Here is a 16,463-nt window from a genome sequence, read left to right on the forward strand (position 1 = left end):
TTCAATCCGGTGCTGAAGATCTTCTACGAGCGCCTGATCACGGAGAACCGCCGGCCCGGACGGGTCGCCCTGACGGCGGTGATGCGCAAGACCCTGGTCATCCTCAACGCCATGGCCCGCGACGACCAGCCGTGGAGGTACGCCGCGCCCTCGTGAGGCCGTCCCGTCGAAGGCCGACGCTCGGCGCTCCGCGCCGACGTCATGGCCGGCCCCCGAACCGGGCGCGCGGACGCGTCAAGGCCGAAGCCGCCCGCAGGGCGGGCGCGCCCGCCGCGCGCCTTGACGCGGAGCACGCCCGGTTCACTCCGACGCCGGCCACCCAGCGACTGCCCTTGACGCTGAACACGGAAGATGCCCGGATCAAGTCCGGGCATGACAAGGTATTGATATATCAAGATGAATTGTCATGGCCGGGCTCGACCCGGCCATCCACGGGCGTCTCCAGCGGCAGGCATGGGCGGCGTCCTCCACGGCGGGTGTCGTGCACGCCGTGGATGCCCGGCTGGGAGGCTGGGCATGACAACCTATTGATAAGAAAGCCAAAATTGTCATGGCCGCGCTCGACCCGGCCATCCACGGCGTCCTCGGAGGTCGCCGCTGGCTCTGTCCTCTTGGTGCCCCTTGGTGTCCTTGGTGCCTTGGTGGTTACTCACCACCACCACCGCCGCCGCCTCAGCCGCGCCGCAGCACGAACACCGCCTGCTCGGCGAACAGGTTGGCGAGCCGGTGCGTCGCCGTCAGGCGGCTGCGGCGGCCGGCGGAGTCGAGGGCAAAGCTGGTTTCCACCGTCACGCCCATCTCGCGGCACAGCATCTCGAAGTCGCGGATGGTGCACAGGTGGATGTTGGGCGTGTCCCACCACTGCGCCGGCAGGCAGGGCGTCACCGGCATGCGGCCCTTCACCACCAGGTGCAGGCGGCTGCGCCAGAAGCCGAAGTTGGGGAACGACACGATGGCCCGCCGCCCGATGCGCAGCAGTTCCGTCAGCACGCCGCGCGGCTCGCGGGTCGCCTGCAGGGTCTGCGACAGGATGGCGTAGTCGAAGGCGTGGGCCGGGAAGTCCTTGAGGTCGGTGTCGGCGTCGCCCTGGATCACCGACAGGCCCTGCGCCACCGCCGCCTGCACGCCGTCCATGGACAGTTCGATGCCGCGGCCGTCCACCCGCTTGAAGTGCCACAGGTAGCTGAGCAGCGTGCCGTCGCCGCAGCCGACATCGAGCACCCGCGCCCCCGGCTCCACCAGATCGGCGATGATCTGCAGGTCGACGCGAATGCTGCTGGCGGCGGTGCTGCTGCCGACGGTCGCCGCGGCAGCCGGCGGCGGAGCCTGGTGGGTCATCGGGCTCATCCCTCCACCCGGCGCGGCAGGCCGCGGTGCTCGGCGGCGCCGTCGAGGAAGCCGGCGAGCGTTTCGTGGAACTCCGGCTCGTCGAGCAGGAAGGCGTCGTGCCCCTTGTCGGACTGCACCTCGACGAAGGACACGTTGGCCGCCACCGCGTTCAGCGCATGCACGATGGCACGGCTTTCCGAGGTCGGGAACAGCCAGTCCGACGAGAAGCTGATGAGGCAGATGCGCGTCTTCACGTCCGTGAAGGCGTCGGCCAGCCGCCCGCCGTGCTCCTCGGCGAGGTCGAAGTAGTCCATGGCGCGGGTGATGTAGAGGTAGGAATTGGCGTCGAAGCGGTCGACGAAGCTGGAGCCCTGGTAGCGCAGGTAGCTCTCCACCTGGAAGTCGGCCTCGAAGCCGTAGGTGATGGCGGCGCGGTTCTGCAGCTTGCGGCCGAACTTGCGGTGCAGCGCCTGTTCCGACAGGTAGGTGATGTGGGCCGCCATGCGGGCGACGGCGAGGCCGCGCTCCGGCCGGCGGTCGTGCTTCAGGTAGTCGCCGCCGCACCAGTCGGGATCGGCGGTGATGGCCTGCCGGCCGACCTCGTTGAAGGCGATGTTCTGCGCCGAGTGGCGGTAGCTGGTGGCGATGGGCACGGCGGCGAACACGCGGTTCGGGAAGGCGTGGACCCATTCCAGCACCTGCATGCCGCCCATGGAGCCGCCGATCACCGCGAACAGCGTGTCGATGCCCAGGTGGTCGAGCAGCCGCGCCTGCGCCTGCACCATGTCGCCGATGGTGATGACGGGAAAGCGCAGGCCCCAGGGCTCGCCGGTGGCGGGGTCGATCTCCTTCGGTCCGGTCGAGCCCATGCAGCTGCCGATGACGTTGGAGCAGACGACGAAGTAGCGGTCGGTGTCGATGATCCGCCCGGGGCCGACCACCTCGTGCCACCAGCCGGGCTTGCCGGTCACCGGGTGCGGGTCGGCCACGTAGTGGTCGCCGGTGAGCGCGTGGCACACCAGGATGGCGTTGGACTTGTCGGCGTTGAGGCGGCCGTAGGTGGTGTAGGCCAGCGTGAAGGGGCCGAGGTCGACGCCGCAGTCGAGGCGCAGCGGTACGTCGTGGCCGAGCGTGACCGTCAGCCCCTTGCCGCGCGGCAGGGCGGCGGGAGCGGCGGAGGCGGCGTCGTGCGGCCGGCTGTCGACCTGGTTGGGCACCGGCAGGATCCCTTCCCACGGCAGGAACCGAACGCCGCCGCCGGCACCCGGAAAGGGGCCGGCGGCGGGGACCTCGAAACCTATGGCCCGGCGCGTCGACTTTCAACGTTTTCTTTGCTTTCGCAGGGGCGCACCGGTAAGACTATGCGGCATTTTTTGGAACGCCGACCACACGCCATGACCGACGACGTCCAGTCCCTCGACACGCTCCGCCAGGAGATCGACCGCATCGACGATGCCATCCATGACCTCATCATGGAGCGCACCGCCATCGTCGAAGGCATCCGGGCGGCCAAGCGCAACGGCGTGATCCTGCGCCCGGGGCGGGAGGCGTCGATCATCCGCCGCCTGCTCGCCCGCCACGACGGCCATTTCCCGGCCGCCAGCGTCGTGCGCATCTGGCGCGAGATGATCTCGGCGCTGACCAACTTCCAGGCGCCGCTGACGCTGGCCGTCTACATGCCCGAGCGCGGCGCCGGCTACCTGGCGCTCGCCCGCGACCAGTACGGCGCCTATACCCCGTCGCAGGCCTATGCCAGCGCCGGCCAGGTGGCCCGTGCGGTGATGGACGGCGAGGCCAGCATCGGCATCCTGCCGGTGCCGCACCTGGACGACGATCAGGCCTGGTGGACCATGCTGGTGGGCACGAGCCCCGACCTGCCGCGCGTCGTCGCCCGCCTGCCGTTCCACGGCCCCGGCCCCGGCCGCGGCGACGGGCTGGAGGCCATGGCCGTCGGCAAGCTGCCGCTGGAGCCCACCGGCGACGACCGCACCATGCTGGCCGTAGAATGCTCCAACGCGCTCAGCCGCGCCGGCCTGCGGTCGCACCTGGAGGCGGTGGGCCTCAAGCCCAACCACCTGTGGGATACCCGCGAGAACGGTCCCGACGCCCGCATCGACCTGATCGCCGTGGAAGACTTCGTCGCCGCCGACGACCCGCGCCTGACCGCCGCCCTGAACCGGCCGGAGGGTGAGGTCGCCCATCTGCACGTGATCGGCGCCTACGCGACGCCCTATCCGGTCTGACCGGACGGGCGCCGCCGCCGGCGCCCGCCGTTCCCGGACCCCTCGGCCGCCGCGGCGGCCGCCCGCGTTCCCCCCGCGTATCGCACATCATCCAGGAAGAGAGCCATGAGCAGCCTCACGCCGCGCCCCGGCATCCTCGACATCGCTCCCTACAAGGGCGGCGAGTCCAAGCTCCAGGGCGTTTCCCGGGTCATCAAGCTGTCCTCCAACGAGGGCGCCCTCGGGGCCAGCCCCAAGGCGCAGGAGGCCTACCGACACGCGGCGGCGGAGCTGTATCGCTATCCCGACGGCGGCGCCACCCGCCTGCGCGCCGCCATCGGCGCCCGCCACGGCCTCGACCCCGAGCGCATCGTCTGCGGCTGCGGCTCCGACGAGCTGATCGGCCTGCTGTGCCGGGCCTACGCCGGGCCGGGCGACGAGGTGCTGTACTCGCAGCACGGCTTCCTCATGTACTCCATCTACGCCAAGGGCGTGGGCGCGACGCCGGTGACGGCGGCGGAGGTCGACCTGCGCGGCTCCGTCGACAACCTGCTGGCGGCGGTGACCGAGAAGACGCGCATCGTCTTCATCGCCAACCCCAACAATCCGACCGGCACCTACATGACCGACGCCGAGGTCAAGCGCCTGCGCGCCGGCCTGCGCCCGGACATTCTGCTGGTGGTCGATGCCGCTTATGCGGAATACGTCAGCCGCAACGACTACACCGACGGCCGCGAGCTGGTGGACGCCCACGACAACGTGGTGATGACGCGCACCTTCTCGAAGATCCACGGCCTCGGCGGCGTGCGGCTCGGCTGGGCCTACGGGCCGGAGGGCATCATCGACGTGCTCAACCGCCTGCGCAGCCCGTTCAACGTGGCGAGCCCGGCGCTGGCCGCCGGCGAGGCCGCCATCGCCGACGCCGAGTTCACCGACCTGGCGCGCCGCCACAACGACTATTGGCTGCCGTGGGTGACGGGCAAGCTGCGTGACCTCGGGCTCGAGGCGACCGACTCGGTCGGCAACTTCGTGCTGGTGAAGGTGCCGGACGCCGCCAAATGCGACGCCTTCCTGCGCGGCGAAGGCATCATCGTGCGCGCCATGGGCGGCTACGGCCTGCCCGACTGGCTGCGCGTGACCATCGGCCGCGAGGACGAGAACCAGGCCTTCGTCGAGGCGCTGGGCCGCTTCATGGAGCAGCAGCGATGACCGCCGACAGCGCCCCAGCGGCCGGCGGCGCCCCGCTGTTCGGCCGCATCGCCTTCATCGGCATCGGCCTCATCGGCTCGTCGCTCGCCCGGCTGGTGGCGGAGCAGGGCCTGGCGGGCAGCACCGTCTGCACCGCCAGCGACCCGCAGCACCTGGCCGAGGCCGCCGAACTGGGCCTGACGACGGAGACGGCGCCCACCATCGCCCAGGCGGTGGCGGGGGCGGACCTGGTGATCGTCGCCACGCCGGTCGGCGCCTACGAGGCCGTCGGCGCCGCCATGGGGCCGCACCTGAAGCCGGGCGCCATCGTCACGGACGTCGGCTCGGTCAAGCAGGCGACCGTGCGCGATCTCGGCCCCTTCATCCCCGAAGGCGTCCATTTCGTGCCCGGCCACCCCATCGCCGGCACCGAGCATTCCGGTCCGCGCGCCGGCTTCGCCGACTTGTTCCGCGACCGCTGGTGCATCCTGACCCCGCCGCCCGCCACCGATCCGGCGGCGGTGGACAAGGTGGCGGCGCTGTGGAAAGCGGGTGGCTCCATGATCGAGATCATGGACCCCGGCCACCACGACCGGGTGCTGGCCATCACCTCGCACCTGCCGCACCTCATCGCCTATACCATCGTCGGCACGGCAACGGACCTGGAGGAGCACCTGAAGCAGGAGGTCATCAAGTTCTCGGCCTCGGGCTTCCGCGACTTCACCCGCATCGCCGCCTCCGATCCGGTGATGTGGCGCGACGTCTTCCTCAACAACCGCGAGGCGGTGCTGGAGATCATCCAGCGCTTCACCGAGGACCTGACCGCCCTGCAGCGCGCCATCCGGTGGGGCGAGGGCGACAAGCTGGAAGACCTGTTCACCCGCACGCGCACCATCCGCCGCGCCATCATCGACGCCCGCCAGGCGTGAGGGCCGGTGGGGCGGGGGCGAAGGCGGCCGGTGCGGTTCGACCGTCCGGCGTGACGCGGCTGTGACGCAGGGCCGGTGGCCTCGCCTCAGAACACCACCGTGCCCCGCATCCAGGTGTCGATGAGCCGGCCCTGGTAGAGCGTGACGTCGTTGGCGCGGCCGAAGGCCACCGCGTCGTCGCTGTCGCAGCGGGCCAGGATCAGGCGGCCGGGCGGGATGGCGCGCATGGCGTCGAGCGCCGGCTTGCCCTGGGGGCTCGCCAGGATGCGCGGCAGGTCCGGCGTCCACGACAGCTTCACCAGTTCCACGCCGAGGCGCTTGGGGTCCACGTAGGGCAGCGAGCGCCACGTCACGCCGTCCAGGCACACGCGGTAGCCGCGCTGGCGGACGAAGTCGCGGGCGAAGGTATAGGCCGCCAGGTCGGCGAAGATGTCCTCCGCCCGCAGCTCGATCACCACCGTACCGTGGCTGCCGGCCGCCAGTTCGTCGTCGAAGGCGAGGAATTCGTCGGACAGGATGGAGGCGACGTTCAGGTTCAGCGAGAACCCCTTGGCGAGGCTGCCGTCGTCGCGGTGGGTGAGCAGCGCCAGCACACGGCGGTCGAGCGTCTGGGTCAGGCGCTGGAACAGCCACGGGTTGGAGGCGAGGTCCACGGTCGGCAGCAGCGTCTCGCGCAGGTCGCCGATGGAGACGAAGACTTCCGTGAACATGACGCTCGGCCGGCCTTCGCCGACCATCACCGCCACCGCCTGACGGCGCACGTGGCTCGCCAGGTTGGCGTTGGCGAGCATGCTCTCGATCTTGCCGAGCAGGCCGGCGGTCAGCGGCTCGCCGCGCGGCCGGCGGTCGAGCCCGCCGCCGAAGCCGCCGCGGGCGCCCGGGCCGGCGGTCGGGTCGTCGGCCTGGCGGATGACGCGCTCCTCGGCCTCCTGCAGCAGGTCGGCGTAGTGGTCGGCGAAGGGGCGCCGCGCCGTCAGGTCGGGCGAATCGGCCAGCGGGTCGGTGCCGAGCACGAAGCGCAGGCGCACCACCGCCGCCTCGAAGTCGTCGGCGGTCTTGTCGGCATAGAGGGCGAGCAGATCGCCGGTGCGCGTCCAGTAGGTCTTCACGCCGGCGTCGAGCGCCTGGGCGAAGGCCTCGTCGATGTCGCGGAACAGGTGCTCGTGCCGCGTATCCGGGTGCAGGGCCGAGAGCCGCAGGGTGGCGAGCGTGCGGCCGCGGGTGTCGCCCTCCAGGCGCCGCAGGTCGGCCAGCAGCATGCGCTCGTGCGAGGCGCCGAGAGGGTGTTCGATGGGGCTGCTCACCGTCTGCCCTCCTGCTTCTGCTTGCGGCGACCGGGGGCGGCGAAGCTCTGCACCGCGTCGAGGCCGGGCGGGTTGGGGCAGGCGGCGCGGCCCGGCCCGGCGACCGCCGAGCGGCGGCCGGCGCACTGGCTGAGGCTGCACTGGGCGGAGGCCTTGCAGGCATCCATGGTGACGGTGCCGAGCACGGCGTCGATGAAGCGGCCCTGGAAGACGCGGATGCCGTTCTCCAGCCCCCACAGCACCGCCGCCTCGGTGTCGCAGCGGGCGAGCACCACGCGCTCGGGCCCGACCGCCTTGACCTCGGCGGCGAAGGCGGCGGACTTGTCGGCCGTCTGCTCGCTGGCGAGGTCGGCGTTCCACAGCACCTTGGCGTAGTCGGGGTCGAGCCGGCGGACGTCGAGCAGGCGCAGGGTGACCGGGCTGAGGCCGTCGATGAGAACCTTGTGGCCGGCCTCGCGCAGGGCGTCGCGCGCCGCCTCGTAGCCGGCGATGTCGGCGAAGACGTCGATGACCTGCACCTCGACCACCATGCCCTGCTTGCGCCCGAGCGAGGCGACGAAGCGCTCGAAGAAGGGGTCGCGGGTGCTTTCCAGGTTGAGGTTGAGGCTGATGGTCCCCGGCCTGCGGGCCAGCGGCTGGGTGGTCAGCACCTGCAGCATGCGGCGGTCGAGGGCGCGCGAGAAATCCTGGAACAGCCAGCGGTCGGCGGTCAGCACCACGTCGGGCGCGAGGCCGCGCTGCAGGTGGCCGATGGAGACGAAGAACTCCTCGAAGGCGATCTCGGCGACGCGCGCCTCCGTGATGCGCACCGCCGGCTGGCGGCGCATGTGGGCGGTGATGTCGAAGCCTTCGAAGGCGGTCAGCACACGGTCGAGGGCGCGCGGGTCGATGGGCTCGGGCCCCGCATCCTTGGGCGCCGACCAGCTGAAGGGGCTGACCGGACCGCCCGACCCCTGGCGCTGCAGGGCGGCGAGGCGGGCCTCCTCCAGCCGCGCGATCTCGTCCGACAGGGCGCGCCAGTCGGTCATCAGGTCGAACCACGAGACGAAGGGGTCGTTCGGATCGTTCCACCCGCGTCCCGCGTAGGTGACGGGATCATGTTCGAACAGGGATCGCACGCGGTGGACGATGGTATCGATCTCGTTGACGGGCAGCGCCCGGCCGAGGATCACCAGATCGTCGTTGGACAGGCGATAGACGTTGGCGCCGTGGCCGGTTTCCAGCGACTTGAACATGCGCGCCACCACGCGGATGCGCACCGGCAACCGGTTGACCGGCAGCAGACGGGACAGGTGCAGGTGGACGGCACGGCCGCCGCCGGCCTTGCGGCGCAGGCGGTCGATGGCGTCGAGCAGCAGCCGTTCCGCCTGGATTCCCTCACGTGCGCGCATGTGCGCAGCCATCCCCCGAGCCATCCCCCAAAAGTACCGCTATTATAAAGATCTTTCGCGTTCGCGGAAGCATCGTCGGTGGCGACCGTTCGACAAGGAGACGACCTGCATGCCTTCAAGCCTTCGCATCCTGGTGACCGGCGGGGCCGGATTCATCGGCTCCCACCTGTGCGAGCGGCTGCTCGACGCCGGGCACGAGGTGCTCTGCGTCGACAATTTCTACACCGGCCGGCGCATGAACGTGGCGCACCTGATGGACGACCCGCGCTTCGAACTGATGCGTCACGACGTGACCTTCCCGCTCTACGTGGAGGTCGACCAGGTCTTCAACCTCGCCTGCCCGGCCAGCCCCGTCCACTACCAGACCGACCCGGTGCAGACGCTGAAGACCAGCGTCCACGGCGCCATCAACATGCTCGGCCTCGCCAAGCGCAAGCGGGCGAAGATCCTGCAGGCCTCCACCAGCGAGGTCTACGGCGACCCGGAGGTGCATCCGCAGCCCGAGGGCTACTGGGGCAACGTCAATCCCATCGGCACACGCGCCTGCTACGACGAAGGCAAGCGGGCGGCGGAGACGCTGTTCTTCGACTACAACCGCCAGTACGGCGTGCGGGTGAAGGTGGCGCGCATCTTCAACACCTACGGCCCGCGCATGCACCCCGACGACGGGCGCGTCGTCTCCAACTTCGTCTGCCAGGCCCTGCGCGGGCAGGACATCACCGTCTACGGCGACGGCCTGCAGACGCGCTCGTTCTGCTACGTCGACGATCTGGTCGACGGCCTGCTCGGTCTGATGGACACCGACGACACGGTCGTCGGGCCGCTCAACCTCGGCAACCCGGGCGAATACACCATGCTGCAACTGGCGGAGGCGGTGATCCGCCTGACCGGTTCGCGTTCGCGCCTCGTCCACAAGCCGCTGCCGGCCGACGATCCCAGGCAGCGCCAGCCCGACATCACCCGCGCCCGCGACCTGCTGGGGTGGGAGCCGCGGGTGGCGCTGGACGAGGGCTTGCGCAAGACCATCGACTACTTCCGCGGCGTGGTCGACTGACGGCAGTGCGACGGGGACTGAAAAGCGCCATGTTTTCCGTTATACCGTCGGCACCGACCGCTCATCCGGAACCAGCGACCCCATGACCGACCAGTCCGTCCTCGCCGCTCGTGCCGCCGCCCTGCACACTGCCACCGTGCTGTGTGCCGGCGACGTCATGCTCGACCGCTTCGTCTACGGCGACGTCGACCGCATCTCGCCGGAAGGGCCGATCCCGGTCCTCCGCATCCGGCGCGAGGCGGCCATGCTGGGCGGCGCCGGCAACGTGGTGCGCAATCTGGTCGGCCTGGGTGCGGCCGCCACCTTCCTCACCTGCGTCGGCGACGATGCGCCGGGGCGCGAGGTGGCGGGGCTCATCGCCGCGCTGCCGGGGGTCGATCCGGTGCTGCAGGTGGCGCCCGGCCGCCAGACCACCATCAAGACCCGCTTCGTCGCCGGCAACCAGCAGCTGCTGCGCGCCGACGAGGAGACGCTGGCCCCCGTCGCCGACCTCGCCCTCGACCGCCTGCTGAGCGAGGCGGCCGGGCAGATGGCGCGCAGCGGCGCGCTGGTGCTGTCCGACTACGGCAAGGGCGTGTTGCCGCCGCGCGTCACCCGCGGCCTGATCGAGGCGGCGCGCGCCGCCGGCGTGCCGGTGGTGGTCGACCCCAAGGGCGCCGACTGTGACCGCTACCGCGGCGCCACGGTGGTCACGCCCAACCGCAAGGAACTGGCGGAAGCCGCCGGCCTGCCCACGGGCTCCGACGCCGAGATCATCGCCGCCGCCCGCGCCCTCATCGACCGCTGCGGCCTCGACACCATCCTGGTCACCCGCAGCCAGGAAGGCATGACGCTCGTGCCGCGCGACGGCGAGCCGCGCCATCTGGCGGCCCAGGCGCGCGAGGTCTACGACGTCTCCGGCGCCGGCGACACGGTGGTGGCAACGGTCGCCGCCGCGCTCGCCTGCGGGGCGGACCTCGAGGAGGCGGCGCGGCTCGCCAACGTCGCCGCCGGCATCGTCGTCGGCAAGGTCGGCACCGCCGCCGTGGCCGTCGAGGAACTGCTCCACACCCTGCGCCGCCAGGACCTGGAGGAAGACGAGGCCAAGGTGCTGCAACTGGCCGCCGCGCAGGAGAAGGTGGCCCAGTGGCGCGCCCGCGGCCTGTCGGTCGGCTTCACCAACGGCTGCTTCGACCTGCTGCACCCCGGCCACGTCTCGCTGCTGGCCCAGGCCAAGGCGTCGTGCGACCGGCTGGTGGTGGGGCTCAATTCCGACGCCTCGGTGAAGCGCCTGAAGGGCGAGACCCGCCCGGTGCAGAGCGAGGCGGCGCGGGCGACGGTGCTCGGCTCGCTCGCCAGCGTCGACATGGTGGTGATCTTCGGCGAGGACACGCCGCTGTCCCTGATCCAGGCGCTGCGCCCCGACGTTCTGGTCAAGGGCGCCGACTACACGGTGGAAACCGTGGTCGGCGCCGACATCGTGCAGGGCTACGGCGGCCGTGTCATGCTGGCGAAGCTGGAAGACGGCTTCTCCACCACCGCCACCATCGCCCGCATGAACCGCTGAGGATCCACAGCCGCAGGAGACACCGCCCATGCGCCGCGCGCCGACCGCCACCGTCCTCGCCGCCGCCCTGACGCTGGCGGCCTGCGCCTCGGAGCCGCCGCCGCCACCCGAGCCGCCGCTGGAACGGCCGCCGGCCACCGCCAGCGCCGAAAGCCTGGAGGCCTGCGGTGCCGGCGATCTGGCGGGCGCCATCGGCGGGCGGCTGGTGCCGGGCGAGGCGGCGGCCGGGGAACTGTCCGTCGCCGACCTGCCGCGGCCCTATCGCGTCATCGCGCCGGGCACGCCGACCGACCTGTCGTTCCGCCCCGACCGCCTGACGGTGACCCTCACCGGCGACGGCACCATCCGCCAAATGACCTGCGGCTGACCGGGAGACCCGCCATGCGATTTCTCGTCCCCCTCGCGCTCACCCTCGCCCTGGCCGCCTGCGCCGAGGCGCCGCGGCAGGAGACCGCCACCCCCGAGCCCGCCGCGGCGGCGGAGGGGACACCGGACGACCTCTCGTCCTGCGGCGCCTCGGCCCTCGCGGGCTCGGTCGGCGACTTCCTGGTCGCCGGCACCGCCGGGCCGGGCGAGGTGAACGTCGACGACCTGCCGCAGCCCAACCGCATCATCGGTCCCGGCATGGCCATGACCATGGACTACCGCCGCGACCGCCTGACGGTGGAAGTGGACGGTCGCGGGCGCATCCTGTCGCTGCGCTGCGTGTGAGGCGGCGGCCGTGGACGCCTGGGGCGCCCACCTGCTCTACGCGCTGGCCTGTGCGAGCTTCGGCGCCGGTCACAGCCTGTTCGCCGGCAGCGGCCTGCGGCGCCTGTTCGGGCGGGCCGACCGCCTCGCCTTCAACCTGATCGCCGTCGTTCACCTGCTGGCGGTGCTGGCGGTCGGCGTGGTGCTGCTGGGCGGCCGGCCCGATTTCGGCCTGCCGTCGGCGGTGGCGGCGGTGATGACGGGCGTCAGCCTGCTCGGCGCCGTGCTGCTGCTGTGGTTCCTGCGCTGGTACGACCTCGGCCGGTTCTCCGGCCTGACGCAGTTGCGCGCGCCGGCCGTCGCCGCCGAGCCCGAACCCCTGTCGACCACGGGGCCGCACGCCTGGGTCCGCCACCCGCTCTATGCCGCCGGCTTCCTGCTGCTGTGGGGGCGAGCCGTCGATCCGCTGCACCTGGCGACGGCGGTGTGGGCGAGCCTCTACCTTGTCGTCGGCGCCCGGATTGAGGAACGCCGCCTGCTCGCGCTCTACGGCGAGGCCTATGCCGCCTACCGCCGCCGCGTCCCCGCCTTCGTGCCGTGGCGGGGACGGGCGGCCTGAGGATCACGCCCGGATGTGGGCGAGGAAGGTCTGCGAGCGGTCGCCCATCTGGCGCGCCTGATCGGCCAGATCGCGCGCCCCCGACAGCACGGCGGCGGCGGCGGAGCGTTCGGCGCCGGTGGAGGCGGTGACCGCGTCCACCTGCCGCGCCGCCTCGCGCACGCCGTCGGCCGCCCGCTGGACGCCGCGGCTGATGTCCATGGTGGCGGCGTTCTGCTGCTCCACGGCGGCGGCGATGGACTGGGCGATCTCGTCCAGTTCCTGGATGGTGCCGCGGATGCGGTGGATGGAGTCCACCGTCTCCGCCGTCACCTGCTGGATGCTGCCGACCTGCGCGGCGATTTCCTCCGTCGCCCGCGCCGTCTGGCCGGCGAGGTTCTTCACTTCGCTGGCGACCACGGCGAAGCCCTTGCCCGCTTCGCCGGCGCGGGCCGCCTCGATGGTGGCGTTCAGGGCGAGCAGGTTGGTCTGGTCGGCGATGTCGGTGATGAGGGTCACCACCTCGCCCACCCGGTCGGCGGCGGTCTTCAGGCCTTCCACGGTGGTGGCGCTGTGGTCGGCGTCGGCGACGGCACGCGCCGCCATCTCGGCCGAGCGGGCGGCGGCGCGGCCGATCTCGCCGATGGAGGCGGACAGTTCCTCCGCCACCGAGGCGACACCGTCGACCTCCACGCTGGCGCCGGCGGCGGCTTCGGCGACGCCGGTCATCTCGCCCTGGATGGCCTCGGCGAGGCGGGTGAGGTCGCCGGCCCCCTGCTGCAGGTCCGTCGCCGCGACGCCCACCGAGTCCACCACCGCCCGCACGTCGGCCTCGAATTCGTCGGCGAGCGCCGCCATGGCGGTGCGGCGGTCCTCGGCGGCGCGCTGCTTCAGGGCCTCCTGCTCCGCTTGCAGGAGACGGTTGTCGCGCGCCTGGTCGCGGAAGCGGCGCAGTGCCTCGGCCATCTGGCGCAGTTCCTCGACCCGCCCGCCGGCCGGCGGATCGCTGTCGAGGTCGCCGCCGGCCAGGGCGCGGGTGGCGCCGCACAGGCGATCGAGCGGCCGCACGATGCTGCGTGCCACCACCGCCAGCGTCAGGCCGAGCACCACGACGACGGCCGCCCCGCCGAGCAGGACGACGGTGGTCATGCCGCTGCGGGCCTGGGCGGCGAAGGCGCTCATGTCCTTGGCGACCAGGACGGCGGCGACGACCTCGCCGCGCACGTCGGTCAGCGGCCGCAGCACCCAGCGCCACGGGGCGCCGTTCAGCGTGCCGTCGCCGTTCACCTCGGTTCCGGTCAGGGCGCTCCGCACGGCCTCGGCCGGGGCCAGCGCCGCCACCGGACCCGTCGCCACCGCCGCCGCGCCGGGCGTCAGGAACACCGCCGCCTGCACGTCGGGCGGCACCGCCTCGGCCAGCACCTTCGGCGTCAGCGGAATGCCGAACTCGACGATGCCGACCATGCCGGGGCGGCCGTCGGGCTGCAGCACCGGCGCCGCGCCGCGCACCACCAGCCCGCCGCCCGCCTCGTGCTCGAGGCCGCGGTGGGCGTGGCCGTCGCGGGCCACCGCCGTCAACAGCGGCCGCGACTCGCCCAGCGCGTCGCCGCGCCGCTCCGGCGCGTGCCAGCGGTACAGGCTGACGAGGTCGGGGGTCACCGCCTGCATGTGGGTGATGCCGTAATCGCGCGAAAATTCCGTGAAAGGCTGCTCCAGGGTCGCGCGGATCTTCGCCGGATCGGCCGATACGATGCGCTGCTGGAAGCCCGGCAGCATGCCGGTGAAGCGCGCCATGGTCTCGGCCGCCTCGGCATGGGCGGCGAGCGCCTCGTCGAAGGCCTGGCCGGCCTGGGTCACGGCGTCGCTGCCGCTGCGCTCGATGACCGAGAACAGCACCGTCGCCAGCACGGCGGCGACGGCGAGGGTGGCGACGGCGACGGCTATGACCGTCTGCCCCATGATCTGCCGCCCGATGGTGATCCGCATGGTCTGAATTCCCCTCCTCTGGTGAAGGGCGCGCGTCCGTAGGTTGTGCGTATACCCTCCTTTTCTCGTGGTTACCACCGACGAAGGTCGCAGACAATCGCGGGAAACCCTGATGCGCATGGGGAGAGGGGCGCCGCGGCGCCGACGGTGTTATGGTGGCGCCACGACGATTTCGGGAGGGGTACGATGCGTAGGGGTGTGACGGCTTTCGCGGTGGCCGCAGGCTTGGTGCTGGCGGCGGGTCAGGGGGCGGCCGCGGCGGGCGGTGAGCCGGCGGTGCCGCCGGTGCTGCAGATCGACGGCAAGCCCATCGACCCCTACTGCTTCCAGCAGGTGGAGGACCGCTTCGTGCCGCGCGACTGCCTGGACGAGGGCATGGCGGTCAAGGAAACGCAGCCCGACTACGCCGCCGACGGCCAGTGGGTGGAACGCATCTACCGCTTCACCGACATCCCGGCGGACGAGCCGGGGGGCGAGTCCTCGGCCGGCTACCGCCATGTCGGCGAGACGCCGCAGGGAACGGTCATCGAGACGCACTTCTGGGGCGGCGGCACGGGCCAGTTCTCCAGCGTCCTGGTGCTGCGCCGCGACGGCGAGGCGGTGGAGGTGGTCGACACGCCCTTCGGCGGCGACCGCTGCAACGGCGGCGTCCAGTCGGTGGCGGTGCGCGACGGCGTGCTGACCGCCTCGGCCGCCATCACCCCCTACGACCTGCTCGCCATCGCGCTCGACGACGAGCCGCCGGTGGAAGCCTACGACGACATCGCCGCCTGCGCCATCTGCTGCGTCGGCACCGTCGCCTTCACCGGCGACACGCTGGACGGCGTTACGCTCGGCATGGAGGGCGGCCCGACCCAGCCCTTCAGCGAACCGGGCGACACCTCGCCGCAGGGCTGCCTGGACGCGCTGATCAAGGACCGCGGCGCCTGGGACAAGTCGATCACGCTCGACCGCGCGGCCCTGTCCGACCTCGGCCAGGCCTTCCTCGCCCGTTGCCTGCCGAAGCAGTAGCGGCGGGCGGGCGCTGCCGGCGGCCTCAGCGGCGGCGGAAGATCACCGACAGGTTGTTGGCCGGCATCTGCACCGTCTCCGGCGCGGCGAAGCCGAGCATGGCGGCCAGTTCGGCGACGTCTTCCAGGTTGCGCAGGCCGTAGTCGGGGTCCTGCTCCTTCAGCCAGGCCTCGAAGGCCATGTTGCTGTCGGCGGTGTGGAAGCCGCCCACCTTGAAGGGACCGTAGAGGTAGAGCGGCGCGCCTTCGGGCAGCACCGCCGCGGCCCCGCGCAGCAGGCCTTCGGTCGCCGCCGGCGGGGCGATGTGGATCATGTTGATGCACACCACCGCGTCGGCGCGCGCGAGCGGCCAGGGTTGCGCCGTCACGTCGAGCGCGAGCGCCGGCCGCAGGTTGGCGGCGCCGGCCTCGGCGGCCCAGGCGTCGATGCTGGCGAGCGCCTCCGGCCCGCGGTCGGTCGGCTGCCACGTCAGGTCCGGCAGGCCGGTCGCGAAGTGCACGGCGTGCTCGCCGGTACCGCTGGCGATTTCGAGCACGAGACCGCGCTCGGGCAGCACGCGTTGCAGGACGGTGAGGATCGGGTCGCGGTTGCGCGCCACCGCCGGCGCTGACCGCTTGGCGTCTTGCGTGGGGCTGGTCATGGTGGTTAATTGACGCATCCCGCCGCCGAAGGCAAGCCGCTCGCGGCCCGTCACGACCGGCGCTTGACCGCGCCCCGGCTCAACATCACGTGAAACGGGACCATGCTGCAGAAACTCAAATCCCTCCTGTTCGACGGCGACACCTCCGCCGCCCGCTCTGCCGGCCGCGACGACGTGGCGCTGGCCGCCGCCGCCGTGATGGTGGAGGCCGCGACCCTGGACGGCACCTTCGACGACACGGAACGCGCCAGCATCCTGCGCCTGCTCGGCCGGCGCTTCTCGCTGTCGGACGCCGACGCCCGCGCGCTGCTCGCCGAAGCCGAGGCGGAAGTGGCGGAAACCACCGAGCTTTACGCCTATACCCGCGCCATCAAGGACCGCTTCGACCACGAGCAGCGCATCGAGATGGTGGAAATGTTGTGGGAGGTCGTGTACGCCGACGGGCAGGTGCACGACTACGAGGCCAACCTGATGCGCCGCATCTGCGGTCTGCTTTATGTGGAAGACGCCGAGAGCGGTGACGCCCGCAAGCGGGTGATGCAGCGACTCGGGCTTTCCTCCTGACCCCGCCGGCC

General features: G+C 71.9%; 16 protein-coding genes. 10 read left to right on the forward strand and 6 right to left on the reverse strand.

Annotated features, from left to right (window positions below; translation table 11 throughout):
- Positions 1–672 precede the first annotated feature (672 nt).
- A complete protein-coding gene (gene metW, locus CRP50_RS19390; RefSeq protein WP_097280847.1) occupies positions 673–1,338 on the reverse strand; it encodes a methionine biosynthesis protein MetW in 666 nt (221 codons plus the stop codon).
- Between the two features lie 5 nt (positions 1,339–1,343).
- On the reverse strand, positions 1,344–2,546 hold the full coding sequence (metX, locus tag CRP50_RS19395; protein WP_097280848.1) for a homoserine O-acetyltransferase MetX: 1,203 nt from the start codon (positions 2,544–2,546) through the stop codon (positions 1,344–1,346).
- A 177-nt stretch (positions 2,547–2,723) separates the two neighbouring features.
- On the opposite strand from metX, the gene CRP50_RS19400 reads away from it, so the two are divergent.
- The 3 genes from CRP50_RS19400 to CRP50_RS19410 all read left to right on the forward strand — a co-directional run bounded on the left by CRP50_RS19400 (position 2,724) and on the right by CRP50_RS19410 (position 5,668).
- Positions 2,724–3,572: a chorismate mutase gene (locus CRP50_RS19400; RefSeq protein WP_097280849.1), complete on the forward strand. Its 849-nt coding sequence runs from the start codon at positions 2,724–2,726 to the stop codon at positions 3,570–3,572.
- Positions 3,573–3,677: 105 nt separating this feature from the next.
- Positions 3,678–4,760, forward strand: coding sequence for a histidinol-phosphate transaminase (hisC, locus tag CRP50_RS19405; RefSeq protein ID WP_097280850.1), 1,083 nt, complete (start codon positions 3,678–3,680; stop codon positions 4,758–4,760).
- The gene (locus CRP50_RS19410; protein WP_097280851.1) at positions 4,757–5,668 is read left to right on the forward strand and encodes a prephenate/arogenate dehydrogenase family protein; all 912 of its coding nucleotides are present in this window, start codon (positions 4,757–4,759) and stop codon (positions 5,666–5,668) included. The genes hisC and CRP50_RS19410 overlap by 4 nt, the downstream gene beginning before the upstream one ends.
- A gap of 86 nt (positions 5,669–5,754) precedes the next feature.
- Here CRP50_RS19410 and CRP50_RS19415 read toward each other — a convergent pair whose 3' ends face one another.
- Both CRP50_RS19415 and CRP50_RS19420 read right to left on the reverse strand, forming a co-directional pair.
- Positions 5,755–6,972 carry a hypothetical protein gene (locus tag CRP50_RS19415; RefSeq protein WP_097280852.1) on the reverse strand — a complete coding sequence of 406 codons (1,218 nt, stop codon included), beginning with the start codon at positions 6,970–6,972 and terminating at the stop codon, positions 5,755–5,757.
- A complete protein-coding gene (locus tag CRP50_RS19420; protein ID WP_176525267.1) occupies positions 6,969–8,363 on the reverse strand; it encodes an EAL domain-containing protein in 1,395 nt (464 codons plus the stop codon). Before CRP50_RS19420 ends, CRP50_RS19415 begins: the two co-directional genes overlap by 4 nt.
- A 109-nt stretch (positions 8,364–8,472) precedes the next feature.
- Between CRP50_RS19420 and CRP50_RS19425 the strand changes: the two genes are divergently transcribed.
- From CRP50_RS19425 to CRP50_RS19445, 5 genes are all read left to right on the forward strand, one after another.
- Positions 8,473–9,417, forward strand: a complete 945-nt coding sequence (locus CRP50_RS19425) for a UDP-glucuronic acid decarboxylase family protein (RefSeq protein WP_097280854.1) — start codon at positions 8,473–8,475, stop codon at positions 9,415–9,417.
- An 82-nt stretch (positions 9,418–9,499) separates the two neighbouring features.
- On the forward strand, positions 9,500–10,963 hold the full coding sequence (rfaE1, locus tag CRP50_RS19430) for a D-glycero-beta-D-manno-heptose-7-phosphate kinase (protein WP_097280855.1): 1,464 nt from the start codon (positions 9,500–9,502) through the stop codon (positions 10,961–10,963).
- Positions 10,964–10,991: 28 nt separating this feature from the next.
- Entirely contained in the window at positions 10,992–11,330 is a 339-nt protein-coding gene (locus CRP50_RS19435; RefSeq protein ID WP_097280856.1) for an I78 family peptidase inhibitor, read from the forward strand.
- Between the two features lie 14 nt (positions 11,331–11,344).
- Positions 11,345–11,674 carry an I78 family peptidase inhibitor gene (locus tag CRP50_RS19440; protein WP_097280857.1) on the forward strand — a complete coding sequence of 110 codons (330 nt, stop codon included), beginning with the start codon at positions 11,345–11,347 and terminating at the stop codon, positions 11,672–11,674.
- Positions 11,675–11,684: 10 nt separating this feature from the next.
- Positions 11,685–12,272: a methyltransferase family protein gene (locus CRP50_RS19445; RefSeq protein WP_097280858.1), complete on the forward strand. Its 588-nt coding sequence runs from the start codon at positions 11,685–11,687 to the stop codon at positions 12,270–12,272.
- Positions 12,273–12,275: 3 nt separating this feature from the next.
- Here the strand turns inward: CRP50_RS19445 and CRP50_RS19450 are convergent, their stop codons facing one another.
- Positions 12,276–14,237: a methyl-accepting chemotaxis protein gene (locus CRP50_RS19450; protein ID WP_176525268.1), complete on the reverse strand. Its 1,962-nt coding sequence runs from the start codon at positions 14,235–14,237 to the stop codon at positions 12,276–12,278.
- A 186-nt stretch (positions 14,238–14,423) separates the two neighbouring features.
- On the opposite strand from CRP50_RS19450, the gene CRP50_RS19455 reads away from it, so the two are divergent.
- A complete protein-coding gene (locus CRP50_RS19455) occupies positions 14,424–15,248 on the forward strand; it encodes a hypothetical protein (protein WP_141415205.1) in 825 nt (274 codons plus the stop codon).
- A gap of 25 nt (positions 15,249–15,273) precedes the next feature.
- Here the strand turns inward: CRP50_RS19455 and CRP50_RS19460 are convergent, their stop codons facing one another.
- Entirely contained in the window at positions 15,274–15,888 is a 615-nt protein-coding gene (locus tag CRP50_RS19460) for a DUF938 domain-containing protein (protein ID WP_097280861.1), read from the reverse strand.
- A gap of 102 nt (positions 15,889–15,990) precedes the next feature.
- Between CRP50_RS19460 and CRP50_RS19465 the strand changes: the two genes are divergently transcribed.
- Entirely contained in the window at positions 15,991–16,452 is a 462-nt protein-coding gene (locus CRP50_RS19465; RefSeq protein WP_097280862.1) for a TerB family tellurite resistance protein, read from the forward strand.
- Positions 16,453–16,463: the final 11 nt, after the last annotated feature.

The organism is Caenispirillum bisanense (assembly GCF_900230255.1).
Taxonomy (GTDB): Bacteria; Pseudomonadota; Alphaproteobacteria; order Rhodospirillales; family Rhodospirillaceae; genus Caenispirillum; species Caenispirillum bisanense_A.

Coding starts and splice junctions, on each gene's coding strand:
- CRP50_RS19455 (WP_141415205.1), top strand. CDS start 14,424: ATGCGTAGGGGTGTGACGGCTTTCGCGGTGGCCGCAGGCTTGGTGCTG.
- CRP50_RS19435 (WP_097280856.1), top strand. CDS start 10,992: ATGCGCCGCGCGCCGACCGCCACCGTCCTCGCCGCCGCCCTGACGCTG.
- metW (WP_097280847.1), bottom strand. CDS start 1,338: ATGACCCACCAGGCTCCGCCGCCGGCTGCCGCGGCGACCGTCGGCAGC.
- CRP50_RS19460 (WP_097280861.1), bottom strand. CDS start 15,888: ATGACCAGCCCCACGCAAGACGCCAAGCGGTCAGCGCCGGCGGTGGCG.
- CRP50_RS19420 (WP_176525267.1), bottom strand. CDS start 8,363: ATGCGCGCACGTGAGGGAATCCAGGCGGAACGGCTGCTGCTCGACGCC.
- hisC (WP_097280850.1), top strand. CDS start 3,678: ATGAGCAGCCTCACGCCGCGCCCCGGCATCCTCGACATCGCTCCCTAC.
- CRP50_RS19410 (WP_097280851.1), top strand. CDS start 4,757: ATGACCGCCGACAGCGCCCCAGCGGCCGGCGGCGCCCCGCTGTTCGGC.
- CRP50_RS19440 (WP_097280857.1), top strand. CDS start 11,345: ATGCGATTTCTCGTCCCCCTCGCGCTCACCCTCGCCCTGGCCGCCTGC.
- CRP50_RS19400 (WP_097280849.1), top strand. CDS start 2,724: ATGACCGACGACGTCCAGTCCCTCGACACGCTCCGCCAGGAGATCGAC.
- CRP50_RS19450 (WP_176525268.1), bottom strand. CDS start 14,237: ATGCGGATCACCATCGGGCGGCAGATCATGGGGCAGACGGTCATAGCC.
- CRP50_RS19465 (WP_097280862.1), top strand. CDS start 15,991: ATGCTGCAGAAACTCAAATCCCTCCTGTTCGACGGCGACACCTCCGCC.
- rfaE1 (WP_097280855.1), top strand. CDS start 9,500: ATGACCGACCAGTCCGTCCTCGCCGCTCGTGCCGCCGCCCTGCACACT.
- CRP50_RS19425 (WP_097280854.1), top strand. CDS start 8,473: ATGCCTTCAAGCCTTCGCATCCTGGTGACCGGCGGGGCCGGATTCATC.